Source organism: Thermococcus thioreducens, assembly GCF_002214545.1.
Taxonomy (GTDB): Archaea; Methanobacteriota_B; Thermococci; order Thermococcales; family Thermococcaceae; genus Thermococcus; species Thermococcus thioreducens.
On record NZ_CP015105.1, the window covers coordinates 1,811,028 to 1,826,174 of the forward strand.

Below are 15,147 nucleotides of genomic sequence, written 5' to 3' on the forward strand. Positions count from 1 at the left end.
CGTTCGAACGGTTAAAAGGATTATGGAAACGGGAAGATAAGAACTTCAGCTCAGAGCCATGTTGATTATTGTTTCCCCAATGTTCTCAAGGTACTCCAGGATTCTCCTGTAGCTCTCAAGGGCTATTGACTGCCGGTAGTCGATGGAGCGTATCTCCTCCTTCAGCTCAAGCATGAGCCTGTCTATCTTGCCAAGGTCCCTCTCCTCTATCTGGGCCATCACATGACCAAACTTTTCCTTGAGATACTGGATGTTCACAGCCCCAGGGTTTTCGGCTATCCTCATGATGTGATCCCCTATGCGCTCTATGTTGCGCACTATGAACAGTATACCGAGGAGGTCAAAAGTCCTTTTTATTATGCCGCTCTCCTCCGTAACGCCGCGCTTGTTGAGGAGCCTGTTGACGGCACGGATTATGAGGAAGTAGAACCTGTCCAGCTCGTTCTCAAGGTCGTTTATGTCGCGGAGGATCTCCCCGTCCCCGGGGGAGGCAATGAGAAGCTCAAGGTCGCCGAGCATCGATATGATGAGCGAGCGGATCCTGTTGAGGAGCTCGGCCAGGTTGACCTCCTCCTCATCGAGGAGGCTCTTGGCGACTATCCTCTGGGGCTCGTCAAGTATTATCTCGACCCCCGGAAGGCTCTGGAGAATCTTCCTTATCTTGACCTTGTATATCGGCATCTCCTCAGCGAGGTGGATCTCAAGGACGTCGTAACCCTGGATGTAGGCCGAGATAACGAGCCTGACCGCCATGTCGGGCGAGTACTCCCGCGATATATGGAGAATTTTCTTCTCGCTCACATCTCTGGGCTCCTTTGGGAATATGGTTATGCTGCCGTCGGGGTTTATTGAGAGCGGAACCACGTCACCCTGGCTGAGGTTGTGCTCGCGAACCCATTTTTTTGGGAGGGAAATTATGTATGAACTCCTGCCGGTAAATTGGATTTTCCTGAACTCCATAGATATCACCGCCAATATATAGAAAACCGACGCAGTATAAAAGGCTTCAGTTCGACAGACTTATAAACGCTAAGATTAACGTTAGCACATGTTCCAGGGCTACGACAGAGACGCAAAGATACTCATAGCGGCAAACGCAGCCGGCCAGCTGTTCCTCCAGTTCTCGATATTCATCATGCCGTTCTATCTGACCGTCCTGGGATACAATATGGCAGCCATGGGGACGTTCTTTTCGATACAGACGTTCACAGGGGGACTGTTCTTCCTGATAGCCGGTCAGGTCTCACTGAGGCTTGGTTACCGGAGAACCCTCATCATCTCGGCCCTCCTCGGGCTTGTCGGAAGGCTCCTCCAGGTGGCCGCGATAAACGACTATGTCCTAGCCCTTGGATTCTTCCTCGTTGGTGCGAACATGGGATTGAGGCAACCCAACTTCACAGCCTTGCTTAGTGAGGAAGTCGGCGAGGAGAGGCGTCACCATGCGTTCTCAATAAGCTTCGGGCTGGGGACGATATTCAACGCCCTGGGAGTCCTCATAGCCGGTTTTGCCCCGGGCCTTTTCGTAGGGCTTGGGCTGAGCGAGGGTATAGCCTACCGGCTGGTCATCTCGCTGGCGCTCCTCCAGTTTGCCCTCGTGATTCCTGCCTTACTCATAATTCGCGATGTTCCCGTGAAGAATCCAAGGATAAACTGGAACCGCGAGCTGGTCGTCAAGATACTCAAGTTCTCCCTTCCGAGCGCGCTGATAGGCTTTGGCGCGGGGATAACCATACCCTACATGAGCCTCTACTTCAAGCTCCAGTTCGGACAGACTTTAGCGGCTATAAGCGGCATATTCTTCTTCCAGCAGCTGGCCATGGGGCTCGGCTCCTTCGGCCTTCCAAGGCTGGTTCACAGGATAGGGCCTGTGAAGGTGATAACGTCCTTCCAGAGCATAGCGGCCTTTCTCTTCGCGATATTCCCATCGATAGAGACCTTCCTGATAGCATCGGCCCTCTACGTCGTCCGCTCCATCCTCATGAACATAGTCTGGCCCATAAACGACTCCTTCATGATGGGCTTCTTCTCGACAGAGGAGAAGGCAACGGCCGCTGGAATAAGGAGGGCGTTTTCAACCTTCATGCGCGGTGGGGGGAACTACGTCGGCGGCCTGCTCTTCGGCATGTCCCTGAGCTACCCGTTCTACGCGACCGCTCTGCTTTACGTTATAGCGACGGCGATATTCTACGCCTTCTTCATAAAGCACAACAAGTGAGGGAAAAGAAAAGTCAGCCCTTCGCGAGCTCTATTCCCCGCTCAAGGGCCCTGAAGTTGACCTCCCAGAGCTTCTCCCTGAGGGTACTCCTTATCCCCTCCAGCAACGACTCCTTCCTGAGGGGCACCAGACCTCTACCAAACGCGTAGCCGAGCATGAGGACGCCGAGGGTTCTGGGGTTTATCCTGTCTGCCTCGCGCTGGAAGTCCATCATGTACACGGGACATATTCTGCCGAGGGCTTCCCTTATCTCCTCCAGCGCTGGATAATTCTCCTTCCCGACGAGGGTCGTTGCCGTGTGGATCGGGTAGGCGTTGACCACTGCGTGGCTCTCCTTTCCCAAGAAGCGGGCGTTCCTCAGCGCCTCGGCAGGTTCAAGGGCGAGCATGAGGTTTGCTTTACCCTCCTCGATGAGGGGTGAGTAGACATCCTCGCCAAAGCGGAGGTAGCTCAGAACACTGCCATAGCGCTGGCTCATTCCAAGGGTTTCACCTATTCTCACGTTGTAGCCCTCGTGCATGGCGGCGTTTCCCACTATCCTGGAAAGGGTCAAACCGCCCTGCCCGCCGACACCGGTGATTATGAGGTTGAACTCCATCTGCACCACCGCACAACCTTCGCGCAGAGGGATAAAAATCTGTTGTCCACAAAATTCGGGAAAGCCGCCCTGTTTCGAAAAAGTTTTCCAAATATAAGAAAACAGCCGGAAAATTTAAAGCTCATGCCTCCATGCGGAGGCGCTTTATAACGAAATCCCTGTCGAGGGAGGCCAGAAAAGGCGCCAGCCTTGGCCCACGGTCCTTGCCGATGAAGACGTTGTACAAAGCTTTGAACCACTCTTTGCTCGAAATTCCACGTTTCTTTGCGATATCAAAGAGCGCGTTGTTGAGTTCGTCAACGGTGAAGCTCCCGTGAGAGCTGAGCCACCCCGCGACCTCAAGCATGGCCTCCCTGATTTCAGGCCCCAGTTCGATTTGAGGCGGCTCTTCCAAGATGCTGAACTTCACGTTGTCCGGTGCGTACTTCTCAACCCAGTTCTTGGCGAGCCTTATGCGGAGCCTTATGCGCCCGACGTCATCTTCACTCAGCTCCCTTGGAACGTGACCCTGCTCCCGAAGGACACGGATTATTCCACTCTCGTCGAGGTGGGGCATCTGGACAAGTGTAACAAGGAACCTGAAGGGTGCCTGCGCGGTCAGTCTATCGGGAACCTTCGGCATCGAGAGCTCGTAGGTTCTCTTGAGCTCCTCTTCCTCCTCCGGGTTCTTCGCCCGCTCAAGGTCGAAGTAAATCCTCTCAACCTTATCGAACTCGTCGTAGAGGTTGAGAAGACCGAGACCTAGGTCTATCTTGAGCTCCTTGTTCGGCCTCGCCTTGGCGTATATGAAGCGTATTATTCCCGGCTCAAGAACCTCGTAGAGGTCGCTGAGGAGTATGACGTTGCCCTTTGAACCGCTCATCTTGCCCTTCTGGCCCTTTATTCCGACGAACTCATACATGAGCGTTATAGGCGCGGGCCAGCCAAAGGCTTTCTCCACTATCTCCCTGCCGGTGTCGTACGAGCCACCAGCTGCCAGGTGGTCTTTTCCTGCCGGCTCAAAGTCCACCCTGAAATGTGCCCAGCGCATTGGCCAGTCAACCCTCCATCTGAGCTTGACGTTGCCTTCCCTTATGTCGGTCTCTCCCTCACTGCCGCAGTGAGGACACCTGTAGGAGACCTTCCACTCGCCATCCCATGAAACGAACTGGGCTTCTCTCCTGCACTTCGGGCAGTAAACCATGACCGGCTGCCAGTCCTCTTCGAGGGGCGGCTGCTTGGCCCTCTCACGGTACCTGTCGAGGACAGCCTTTATCTCATCCCTCTTTTCGAGCGCCAGTCTGACATCCTCTGCGTATTCACCGGACTTGTAGAGCTCGTAGGCGTGGAGAAAGTCCACCTCTATGCCGAGCTTCTCAACCTCGCTCTCAAAGAGCTCCATGAAGTGCTCGGCGTAGCTGTCGTGGCAGCCCCAGGGGTCTGGAACCTCCCTAACCGGCTTCGTGAGGTGTTCCTTCCACTCGGGCGGAACGTTCTTCGGCACCTTCCTAAACCTATCGTAGTCATCCCACATGTGGATGTGACGAACCTTCTTACCCCTGTCCCTCAAGGCGTGGCCGACTATATAGGCCGTGAAAAACTCCCTGAAGTTCCCTATGTGAACGTAACCGCTCGGGGTTATACCGCTCTCTACCACATACTCCTCCTTGTCGCCCCTTTCCTGAATTATCTTTTCGGCCATGTAATCCGCCCAGTGAACCATTCTCACCACCGCGGTTAGCTCTGACGAGGGCCTTTTAAGCTTAAGCTCGGCGCTTGGGACAACTCAAAAAAGGAAAAATTTATAAACAACTAAAGTAAAACTACCACAAAGAGTAAGGAGGGGCACCAATGGAGGTTGAGCTGGAGAGGATGGGGGTATTCTTCCCGGCATCGCTTGAGATACAGGAGGAGCTTCTCAAAGCTGGCTTCAAGGTACCCTACGATAAGGGAAGCGGAAGGAAAACACCGATCCCGGTAGTGGTGAGTTCGCGGGAGGGAAGAAGAATACGGAGGAGCCGGCTACTGAAGGCCAAAGACTTCGAAAGCGATGGGAAGTTTGCATTGGTGCAAGGTGAAAGGACACTGATGGAACTGGAGCTCACGGAAAGGGGCTTCCTGGTGCTCAGGCCAAAGCCGATCGAGTACCACCTTGAAGAAATCGGATTCACCTCGATTCCTCCGAGGGTCTGGGGGACGTGGGCGAGCTTTTCGATCCCGTTTTCGGCGTACGATGAACTGGCTGATTTCCTGGGAGATTTCAGGAAAGATAACGGAAACGGATTCTACACAGCCTCCCGGGGCTCAGGTGGAAGGATAGAGGTCTACGCTTACAAGGGGAGAAGCAAGAAAGACCTGGGAATTCCGGTTTTCGGGTATTCACTAGGGCTTCACGGACTGACGCTGTTCGAAGAGTACCTGGGAGAAAAGGCCGAGGAAAACGACGTTCCGAAGGAGAGACTCCGCTACCTCAAACTCGGCTTGAAGAAGAGGAAGGAAACGAAGACAGGACTTAAGGTCGGTATCGTCTGGGAAAACGGAAGACCGGTCGAGATAACGCTCAAGCTCTCAACTACAGAACCCAGAATCAGAATTCAAGGACTTTATGGCGAGCTCGTCGGAAAGTCCCGGGGAGAACTCGTGAGAACGGATGACTGGTATGTCATCATCCACGCGAGCGATTTCATCACCGCGTTGGAGGCCGTTGGAAGGGCCTTCGGGGGCAACTCATATTAACCCCAACCCCCTCTCATTTTTTGATGGGAATAAATGCTTCCCGGCTGGATACCCTATGCCGGCATCGCCGCTGCCTTTATACTCCTCGCCATAGGGCTCACGAAAAGTCCCGGCCCAGAGTGGGCCTGGGTGAACAGGAAGATAATCCACTTCAGCATTGCGCCTGCAGTTCTGATGTTCCACTACGAGAGAATACCCCCAGAGGTTTTCAGCGGCGCGGCTCTCGTCTTTGGCATCTTTCAGCTCTGGCCGCACCTCAAAAAGAGGGAGTTCTCATGGTATCAGATAGAGCACAACTACGGCGAGGTCTTCTTTGCGTTCTCCGCCTCGGTCGTGCCGGTGGTTCTGCCGAAGGAATACGCCACCGCTCTACTCCTGGCGATGGCAATAAGTGATGGGGTAACCGGGATAATCAGACACTTCTACTTCAAGCGGCACGGCTTCAACGTCAAGCTGAGGAAGCACTGGACGGGAAGCGCTGGATACTTCATAACAGCTCTCGTTATAGCGTTTCTGCTGCTCGACACGGCAACGATAGGAAAAATAGGATGGGCGGTCATCCTGACCCTGGCGGAATACCAAGGCTGGGTCGATGATAACCTGGCGGTGCCATTAGTGGGAAGCGTTCTCTCCCTCATCTACTGAGCCCACCTGACCTTCAGGCTGTCCTTCTTCACCTTGTTGAACTCCTCGACGAGGGCCTTCCCAGTCGTCTCCATGAAGTTCTCGACCTCAGTAATGCCAAGCTCCCTGAGGCCGATGGCATCAACGCCCTCTGGGATTCCCTTCGCCTCGACGTTTATCCCGATATGGATCTTGACGCTGACGGGTGAAACGGTGGCTATAGAGATGCTGAGCTTCTTTCCGTTCACGTAGATGTCGTCGCCCTTTCTCGTCGTTTTTATTCCATATTCAGCCAGAACCTCGCAGAGCTTGGCTATGAAGAGCTTCTGGAGTGCTGAGGCGAAGAGGGCGTTGACTAAATCAAAGACTTCAATGATGTAGTGAACCATGTCGTCGCTCTTGATTTCCTTGCTCGCCCTCAAATCTTCGATGTCGATCATCTCCTCCACTTTAACGTCGCACCTTCCCCGGAAGACGACGAGAGAGTTGCCGAGTATTCCGAAGTTCCTGTAGGCCCAGTGGCTCCCTATCGCGGAACCGTCGTAGTCTATGCGTCTATCCCTAACGATGAGCAGCTCCATGCTATCACCCCATCCTCTCAAGAAGTTCCCTCAACTCCTCAAAGCTTTTGGCATCTTTCCACATGTGGATGAACCGAATAGAGGGGACGGTAGTTTTAACGTCTTCGATGTGAATATCTCTGTCGTCCACGTAGATTACTCCCTCAACATCGTACCCCGAAAGTTCCAGTTCCTTGAGTGTCCTCGCTATCATATCCGCCTTGTTCGGGTGGTTTTCAATTTTCGGAAAAACGAAGTAGTCCCAGAGTCCAAAGCCCTCAATGATCGGCCTGACTCTCTCCTCAACGTTCCAGCTGGCAATGGATAGGACGAACCTTTCACTCGCCCATTCGAGGAACTCCCTGATCCCGGGAAAGAGATGGAGTTCCTCACCTGTAGAATCAACCAGATAATCGTCGTGGAACTCGTATGGCGGCGTAAGCCTGGATGCATCTTCGTGATCCCAGAGTGTGCCGTCTAGGTCAAGAACTAAGAGCTTCATTCAACCACCAAGAAAAGCTCCGCTGAGGGGTTTTAACGGTTGCGGAAAAGCATCATACCCAGGGTTCAACATTGCAATGCAATCAACCAGAAGGGAAACGAGATTTAAGGGCTTGAGGACCGTGCACAGGCCGATTGACCTATCAAATGCCCAGCCCCCCTTTCAGAGGCAGAAACCTCGGGCTGTTGGGAGCGGCAGACTAAACGGGTCGGTTTCCCTCCCCGCTTACATCCCCGCCCCATCAAACGGGTCTTCTTCCCGAGCCCTCGTCCCAGGCAAAGGACCGGTCGCCCGACCCCCTGCGCCTGGGAGTGGCCGCCTATTTTCGGGGACCGCTTCGGCCTTAGATGCTTTCAGGCCTTATCGGACGCGGCGTAGCTGCCCGGCTGTGCCCTGTAGGACAACCGGTAGACCAGAGGCCGCGGCTCCCTGTTCCTCTCGTACTGGGGGAGCCTTCCCCTCAGGCGGCCAACACCTCCGGTAGATAGCATCCGACCTGTCTCACGACGGTCTAAACCCAGCTCACGTTCCCCTTTAATGGGTGAACACCCCCACCCTTGGCCCCTGCTGCAGGGCCAGGATGGGAAGAGCCGACAGCGAGGTAGCAAGCCTCGGGGTCGATATGGGCTCTCGCCCGAGACGACTCTGTTATCCCCAGGGTAGCTTTTCTGTCATCCCTGGCCCCCACCGGGGAGGCACAGGGGTTCGCTAGGCCACGCTTTCGCGGCTGGACCCGCCTCTGTTACGGGTCCAGTCAGGCCGGCTTTTGCCCTTGCACTCTACGGCGGATTCCTGACCCGCCTGAGCCGACCTTAGGGCACCCTCGATACCTTTTCGAGGGTGTGCCGCCCCAGCCAAACTGCCCACCTACCGCTGTCCCCCCATCGGGGGTTAGCCGTACGGCAGAGGGTGGGCGGTGTCTCATGGACGGCTCCACCCGCCCCGGAGGACGGGCTTCGACGCCTCCCGCCTACGCTGCGCACCCCCCGCCGTACGGCAACGGCAGGCTGCAGTAAAGCTCCATGGGGTCTTCGCTTCCCACCGGAGGTCCCAGGCATATGCGCCTGGCAGTGGTTTCGCCGGGCCCCAGCCGGGGACAGTGGGGACCTCGTTACGCCATTCATGCAGGTCGGCATTTAACCGACAAGGAATTTCGCTCCCTTAAGGGGGTTATAGTTACCCCCGCCGTTTACCGGTGCTTCACCCGGTTGGACCCGGGCTTCACATACCGGCACTGGGCAGGCGTCGGCCCCAGTACAAACCCTTTCGGGCTAGCTGGGACCTGTGTTTTTACTAAACAGTCGGGCCCCCCTAGTCACTGCGACCTGCGGGTTACGCACCCGCAGGCACCCCTTCTCCCGAAGTTACGGGGCCAATTTGCCGAGTTCCCTCGGCTGGGTTTCCCCCGACACGCCTTAGGCTTCTCACCCAGGGGCACCGGTGTCGGTTCTCGGTACGGTCGCGGTGGATCGTTCCCAGAGGGCTTTTCACGGGCCCCAGGGATCGGCGGAACCCCCCTTACGGGAGGCCATTCGCGCTTTCATCCGGTTCTCGCCATTACGGCACTCCCCGGACTTATACGCTTAGCCGGCCTTGTGGGCCGGTCCGCCTACCCCGAGGCGTCACCCTCTGGGCTTGCGTTGCCGCACCTACCACCGCGGTACGGGAATATAAACCCGTTTCCCTTTCGCCAGCGCCGAGTTACGGGCTGGCTTAGGACCGACTAACCCACGGCTGACGAACATTGCCGTGGAACCCTGGCCCCTTCGGCGGCCGGGATTCTCACCCGGCTATGCTGCTACTCCCGGCAGGATCCACAATACCGACGGGTCCACCGGACCTTACGGCCCGGCTTCCACCCCACCGGCACGCCCGCCTACCCGATCACGGACCAATCGGTCCGTGCGCCGGGGTCTCGGCAGCCGGCTTAAGCCCCGTCCATTTTCGGGGCCCCTGACCTCGACGGGTGAGCTGTTACGCACTCTTTAAAGGATGGCTGCTTCTAAGCCTACCTCCCCGCTGTCTAAGGCCAGGGACACCCTTTGGAGTAACACTTAGCCGGCATTTAGGGGCCTTAACCCCGGTCTGGGTTGTTCCCCTCTCGGTTGACGGCTTACACCGCCACCCTACTCCGGCCATCTACGGCGGCAGTGGGTTCGGAGTTTGACAGGGAGCCGGGGGATTTCTCCCCCTAAACCCCCAATCAGTGCTCTACCCCACCGCCTACCTCCGGCCGGGCTATCCTGAGGGATAATTCGGCGGGAACCAGCTATCGCCGGCCTCGATTGGCCTTTCACCCCTAGCCCGGGGTCACGGGAGCGAATTGCACGTCAGCATCCCTAGCGGGCCTCCATCCCTCTGTTGAGGGACTTCACCCTGCCCCGGGCTAGATCGACCGGCTTCGGGTCTCACGGCCGTGACTCCGGGCGCTTTCACACCCCGTCCCTCACCCTTACGGGCTGCGGACCTGTCGGTTTCCCTGTGGCTTCGGGGCTTAACCCCCTTAACCTCGCCACGGCCGTGAACTCCCTGCCCCGTGATCCAAGACGGACGGTGCAACCCCGGTCGCCTCCCCTCGTACTCCACGGTCGCCCGTGTTTCCTTCGGGGAGGGTCAACCCTTTCGGGCCGCACCCACCTATCGCCGCCTGGTTTCAGGCTCTTTTCACCCCCTGCCAGGGGTGCTTTTCAGCTTTCCCTCACGGTACTAGTTCGCTATCGGTCTCGGGACGTATTTAGGGTTGGGAGCCGATGCCTCCCAGCTTCCCGCCGGATATCCGACCGACGGTACTCAGGAACCCTGCAGGAGCCTGAGGGCTTACGCCTACGGGGCTTTCACCCTCTTCGGCGCCGCGTTCCAGCGGACTTCGGCTTCACCCTCGAGGCTCCAGCGCAGGGCCCTACAACACCACATCCCCTCCGGGTTTCCCCGAAGGGTTCAGTTTGCCCTGTGCCGCTTTCGGTCGCCCCTACTCACGGCATCGCTTTTGCTTTCTTTTCCTGCGGGTACTAAGATGTTTCAATTCCCCGCGTTCCCCCTCCCGACTGGGAGTGCGGCAAGAGCCGCAGGAGGTCCCATTCGGGAATCCCCGGTTCGACGGCTGCCTGCGCCTCGCCGGGGCTTATCGCAGCTTGCCACGCCCTTCGTCGGCGCCCCGAGCCGAGCCATCCACCAGGCGGCTTAGGTTTTCTGCCCCCTACTCAGGGGGCTGGGCATTTTTTGGGTCAATCGGCCTGTGCACGGTCCTCATCGTGACCCCTGTTCGGGGCCTAGGACCCTTCCACCCCAAGCTTCGCTTGGGATGTGCACCTCTTCGTGGTGGACCGGCCGGGATTCGAACCCGGGGCCTTCGGCTTGCAAAGCCGACGCTCTCCCAGGCTGAGCTACCGGCCCACGGATGGCAGGCCCGACATCCCTTAGACCCCCCGGACGGATTTTCCGGCGATAGGAGGTGATCGAGCCGTAGGTTCCCCTACGGCTACCTTGTTACGACTTCTCCCCCCTCACGGAGCCCAGACTCGACCCGACCTCCCCGAAGGGAGATCAGGCCTCATCCAGACCCCGCTCGGGTGGAGTGACGGGCGGTGTGTGCAAGGAGCAGGGACGTATTCGCCGCGCGATGATGACACGCGGGTACTAGGGATTCCAGCTTCACGCGGGCGAGTTGCAGCCCGCGATCCGAACTGGGGGCGGGTTTAGGGGATTCCCTTCCCCTTTCGGGGTCGGATCCCATTGTCCCGCCCATTGTAGCGCGCGTGTAGCCCGGGGGTTTCGGGGCATACTGACCTACCGTCGCCCGCTCCTTCCTCCGGCTTATCGCCGGCGGTCCCCCCAGAGTGCCTCCTCCCCAGCGGGGAGGACTGGCAACTGGGGGCGCGGGTCTCGCTCGTTACCACACTTAAGTGGACGCCTCACGGTACGAGCTGACGGCGGCCATGCACCTCCTCTCGGCGTGTCCGGCAAGACCTTCAGCCTGGCCTTCATCCTGCCGTCGCCCCCGGTGAGGTTCCCGGCGTTGAATCCAATTAAACCGCACGCTCCACCCCTTGTAGTGCTCCCCCGCCAATTCCTTTAAGTTTCAGCCTTGCGGCCGTACTCCCCAGGCGGCGGGCTTAACGGCTTCCCTTCGGCACCGGGCGAGCTCGAAGCTCACCCGACACCTAGCCCGCATCCTTTACAGCCAGGACTACCCGGGTATCTAATCCGGTTCGCTCCCCTGGCCTTCGTCCCTCACCGTCGGACCCGTTCCAGCCGGGCGCCTTCGCCACTGGCGGTCCCCCTGGGATTATAGGATTTCACCCCTACCCCAGGGGTACCCCCGGCCTCTCCCGGTCCCAAGGCCCGCAGTATCCCCAGCAAGCCCCACGGTTGAGCCGTGGGATTTCGCCAGGGACTTACGGGCCCGGCTACGGACGCTTTAGGCCCAATAATAGCGGCCACCACTCGGGCCGCCGGTATTACCGCGGCGGCTGCCACCGGCCTTGCCCAGCCCTTATTCCCGGAGCTTTTTACACTCCGGAAAAGCCGTGGCGATGCCACGGCACTGGGGGTCCCCCCGTCGCGGTTGCCCGCATTGCGGAGGTTTCGCGCCTGCTGCGCCCCGTAGGGCCTGGACCCGTGTCTCAGTGTCCATCTCCGGGCTCCCACTCTCATGGCCCGTACCGATCTTCGGCTTGGTGGGCCGTTACCCCACCAACTACCTAATCGGCCGCCGGCCCATCCTCGGGCGGTCAAAGACCCTTTCGGCCTGAGGACCTTCCAGTACCTCAGGCCTATGGGGGATTAGCCCCAGTTTCCCGGGGTTATCCCCCTCCCGAGGGTAGGTTACCGACGTGTTACTGAGCCGTCCGCCGGTGCGCGCAGAGCGCGCCCCATGACTCGCATGGCTTAGTCGGACCCCCATAGCAGTGGCCTCCGGCAGGATCAACCGGAATTGAGCAAGGAGTACGGCCGGTGGGACTTCCCTCAAGGGGAAGTACCAAATATCCGTCCGGGGTTTAGTCGGGATGTCGGGCCTGCCTTACCCCCGAGGGATCCGCCTTTCGGCGTTTCCTCGGGAGCGCACCTTTTTGTGACCCGGGCTGGAGGGCGGGGTTCATGAGTGGGTGCTTTGCACCCTGTCCCCCCGACGCCGCCGTCTTGGCGCCCGGGTGTTTCGCGCCCTGTTCGGGCGCTCCACCCAATAGGGGTGAACCCCCACAGTGAAAAATTTTTGCAAAACGGATTTTCGGTCAGATTTTTGAAAAAGAAGCCGTCAAAAGACGCCGTCAAAATGCACAAAATTAAACGAAAAAATGTCGATAATTTTTGCACGGTCAGAAGATGAAAAAGACGAGGAGCAGAAAACCAGAGACCACTGAAACAACAATTCCCATCTCGACTGCATCATCGTGACTCAGCCCGAGACCCCTTCCCGTTGCCCACCCAACGTAGCCGCCGAGTGCCACCATCGTAAGCGAAACCAAGAAAAGAATCCACCGTCCCCTCAATGGAACGAGCCTCCCCACAAAGAGGACGAAATCAAGTGCCGCAATAAGCGTCATGAGGAGGAAAGTGACGGTATAGATAGCGACTCTCCTCATCAGCGGCACCACCAGCAAGCCCTCGGTATGGTCACGTAGAACACCAGAACCGAAAGAAGGCCGACCAAGAGGGCAAGCTTTCTGGCGTCCTCTTCCCGCACCCCGACAGAAACGAGGAGGCGCTTCGTCAGCGGGAGGAGAATCATGAGCGAGAGAACCATGGAGAAACCGTCCGCGAAGGGAATCACCGATCCCAGACTACCAACCACGAAGAAAGAAACCACCATTAAGAATCCGGCTCCAAAAAATGTCAGAAAGGTTAAGGGGGCGATGAGAGAAGACGCCCTGGCCATTGCCCCACCTCACAGCTTCAGTATATCGGGCACTATGCTTATCTTCGAGACGGGAGTGGGTATGGTGTTCGTGACGGCGAGCTCGTCAACGGCTTTGCTCACCCTCTCTATTGCCCCTTCCGCAAAAACTCCGTGAGTTGCAGCGACGAAAACCTTCTTCGCACCCATCTCTTTGAGCAGGTTCGCGGCCCTGATCATAGTCCCACCGGTGCTTATGATGTCATCGACTATGAGCACGTTCTTGCCTTTAACGTCCACATCAACCGGCTTCATCTGCACCTCTGTCGGGGAGATGCGGACCTTGTGGAAGTGGCTGTACTCAAGGCCCAGCTTTTCAGCGACAGCCTTTGCCCTCATCAGAGCCCCCTTGTCTGGGGCGAGAACGACACCCTCACCGAGCTTTTTCCCGAAGTACTCGGCAATGGCCCCCGCCGGTGAAAGGTTGACCGCCTTGCTAGGGAAGAACCGCAGCGTTTCCGGGTTGTGGAGGTCGAAGACGTAAAGCTCGTCGTAGTAAACGGCGATGGCCCTGAGTATCGCCCTAACGCTCACGGGCTCCCCGTCCTTTGTAACCCTGTCCTGTCTGGAGTATGCCAGATAAGGGACAACCGCCCTGAGCTTTTGAACACCCCTCTCGCGCAGCGCATCAGCGAGCAGGATGAGTTCGACCAGATGCTCGTCCTGGGGGGCAAAAGTGGACTGAACAACCGTAACCTCCTCCGAAGAACCCATGACCCTAACGTACTTCTCACCGTCCGGGAACCGCTTTATTTCAACGTTGAGACCCCCCCCGCCGAGAGCCCTCAGCTCATCCTCCAGATGCCTGGCACCGCTCCCAACCACGAACATGGGCATCACCCCGTTTTGCCGTTGAAGTGTTCAACCTGGAGCTTATAAACCCACCGTTATACCAGAAGGACGGCAATAACCCCCGCGAGGAAGATTCCGTCGAAGGTTCCAGCCCCACCTATGCTGACCATCGGCGCACCGAGGTTCTTGATCTTTCCCCAGTTCATAACGTCCGCCCCTATAAGCACCCCCATCGTTCCGCTGACGTAGGCTACCAGGTTGGGATTGCCATCTCCCAGAAGCCAGCCTAGGGTCATGGCTATCAACGGGGGAAGGAACATTGGCATCGCTATCCCCAGACCCCTGACGGGTCTGGCGAAGGCGTGGCTGAAGAGGGCCGCTATCACAGTCGCAAGTGCCGTGTTGAAGAGCAGGGCAAACTGGCCAAGGTAGAGAAGTCTGAATACCTCATAGAGGACGATACTCAGTGGAACCAGTGCCCCACCCACGTTTATCGCTATTATCACCCTCCTCTCAGCCCAATCAAAGTAGGGGACGGGATAGGAGATGCCGAAAAAGCGAACCTCCTTCAGGCTGATGATCGGCTCGTAGGAGACCTCCTCCGCTATGGGGATGTTGATGAAGCTCCCGAGAAGTGCGAAAATAAAGAGGGCATACGCGACCTCGGGGGGTATCCCGAGCTTCTCAAAGGCGGCCATGACTATGCTTGAAAATATAACGAAGACCGCCAGGAAGATGAGGAATATCACGAGGAGAAACGGGAGCGAGACGGGAGGGACTATGAAGCGTCTCTTATTCATCCTCCACCACCACGTTGGCCCAGACCTGGGCCCCTCTGGAGATGCGAACTTTCCGGGGAATCTTGAACTTCTCCGCGTTGCGGAATACCCATGCGTAGAGGGGCTTTCCCCCCGAGTACTGCCTGAGGAAGTCCACATCGGCCAGGTGCTTGTCGGCATGCTGGCCTAGCTCCTCGGGTGTAAACGGGCCGAGAACGTCAACCAGCTCCGCACTTCCAACTGCCTTACCGCCACTGATTATGAGAACCCTCCCCCTAACGTTAGTCCGGGATTTTCTTATCTCCCAGACCTTCTTTCCCTCGGCTATGAGCGTTGCGAAGGGTTCGCGTACTATTAAGCCCTTTTTGAGGTTTGGGTTCCCGGTGCACATCAGTATGTTGACGAAAACGAAGTATATAAAATCTACGCCAGACTCTCCGAAGCAACCGCGGGGTTTCAAAAAGACCCG

Annotated in this window: 13 protein-coding genes, 1 tRNA gene and 2 rRNA genes; 3 read left to right on the forward strand and 13 right to left on the reverse strand. The window is 57.5% G+C overall.

All coding sequences use genetic code 11. The features are described 5' to 3' along the window. Positions 1-45 precede the first annotated feature (45 nt). Positions 46-960 (reverse strand): phosphate signaling complex PhoU family protein, encoded by a 915-nt coding sequence (locus tag A3L14_RS10075; protein WP_055430288.1) that lies wholly within the window; start codon positions 958-960, stop codon positions 46-48. Between the two features lie 88 nt (positions 961-1,048). Between A3L14_RS10075 and A3L14_RS10080 the strand changes: the two genes are divergently transcribed. Further along, positions 1,049-2,215 carry an MFS transporter gene (locus A3L14_RS10080; protein ID WP_055430289.1) on the forward strand — a complete coding sequence of 389 codons (1,167 nt, stop codon included), beginning with the start codon at positions 1,049-1,051 and terminating at the stop codon, positions 2,213-2,215. Positions 2,216-2,228: 13 nt separating this feature from the next. Here the strand turns inward: A3L14_RS10080 and A3L14_RS10085 are convergent, their stop codons facing one another. Further along, entirely contained in the window at positions 2,229-2,813 is a 585-nt protein-coding gene (locus tag A3L14_RS10085) for an indolepyruvate oxidoreductase subunit beta (protein WP_055430290.1), read from the reverse strand. Between the two features lie 121 nt (positions 2,814-2,934). Next, complete coding sequence (lysS, locus tag A3L14_RS10090; RefSeq protein ID WP_055430291.1) at positions 2,935-4,515, reverse strand: lysine--tRNA ligase; 1,581 nt, start codon at positions 4,513-4,515, stop codon at positions 2,935-2,937. Positions 4,516-4,643: 128 nt separating this feature from the next. Between lysS and A3L14_RS10095 the strand changes: the two genes are divergently transcribed. Then, on the forward strand, positions 4,644-5,528 hold the full coding sequence (locus A3L14_RS10095) for a hypothetical protein (protein WP_055430292.1): 885 nt from the start codon (positions 4,644-4,646) through the stop codon (positions 5,526-5,528). A gap of 33 nt (positions 5,529-5,561) precedes the next feature. Next, entirely contained in the window at positions 5,562-6,173 is a 612-nt protein-coding gene (locus A3L14_RS10100) for a diacylglycerol/polyprenol kinase family protein (RefSeq protein WP_055430293.1), read from the forward strand. Here the strand turns inward: A3L14_RS10100 and A3L14_RS10105 are convergent. From A3L14_RS10105 to A3L14_RS10150, 10 genes are all read right to left on the reverse strand, one after another. Continuing rightward, on the reverse strand, positions 6,167-6,733 hold the full coding sequence (locus A3L14_RS10105) for a DUF366 family protein (RefSeq protein WP_055430294.1): 567 nt from the start codon (positions 6,731-6,733) through the stop codon (positions 6,167-6,169). The two genes, A3L14_RS10100 and A3L14_RS10105, sit on opposite strands and share 7 nt — an antisense overlap. Before the next feature lie 4 nt (positions 6,734-6,737). Next, a complete protein-coding gene (locus A3L14_RS10110) occupies positions 6,738-7,214 on the reverse strand; it encodes a magnesium-dependent phosphatase-1 (protein ID WP_055430295.1) in 477 nt (158 codons plus the stop codon). A gap of 165 nt (positions 7,215-7,379) precedes the next feature. Beyond that, positions 7,380-10,410 (reverse strand): 23S ribosomal RNA (locus A3L14_RS10115). Between the two features lie 120 nt (positions 10,411-10,530). Beyond that, positions 10,531-10,607 (reverse strand) — tRNA-Ala (locus A3L14_RS10120). A gap of 53 nt (positions 10,608-10,660) precedes the next feature. After that, positions 10,661-12,148 (reverse strand): 16S ribosomal RNA (locus A3L14_RS10125). Together the 16S and 23S rRNA genes with 1 tRNA gene alongside form the textbook arrangement of a ribosomal RNA operon. A gap of 381 nt (positions 12,149-12,529) precedes the next feature. Continuing rightward, entirely contained in the window at positions 12,530-12,796 is a 267-nt protein-coding gene (locus A3L14_RS10130; protein WP_055428583.1) for a hypothetical protein, read from the reverse strand. Then, positions 12,796-13,023 (reverse strand): hypothetical protein, encoded by a 228-nt coding sequence (locus tag A3L14_RS10135; protein ID WP_157628415.1) that lies wholly within the window; start codon positions 13,021-13,023, stop codon positions 12,796-12,798. Before A3L14_RS10135 ends, A3L14_RS10130 begins: the two co-directional genes overlap by 1 nt. A 75-nt stretch (positions 13,024-13,098) precedes the next feature. Beyond that, entirely contained in the window at positions 13,099-13,938 is an 840-nt protein-coding gene (locus A3L14_RS10140) for a ribose-phosphate diphosphokinase (protein WP_088886135.1), read from the reverse strand. Between the two features lie 56 nt (positions 13,939-13,994). Further along, a complete protein-coding gene (locus A3L14_RS10145; RefSeq protein ID WP_055428580.1) occupies positions 13,995-14,699 on the reverse strand; it encodes a DUF1614 domain-containing protein in 705 nt (234 codons plus the stop codon). After that, positions 14,692-15,069 (reverse strand): ASCH domain-containing protein, encoded by a 378-nt coding sequence (locus tag A3L14_RS10150; RefSeq protein ID WP_055428594.1) that lies wholly within the window; start codon positions 15,067-15,069, stop codon positions 14,692-14,694. The genes A3L14_RS10145 and A3L14_RS10150 overlap by 8 nt, the downstream gene beginning before the upstream one ends. Positions 15,070-15,147 lie beyond the last annotated feature (78 nt).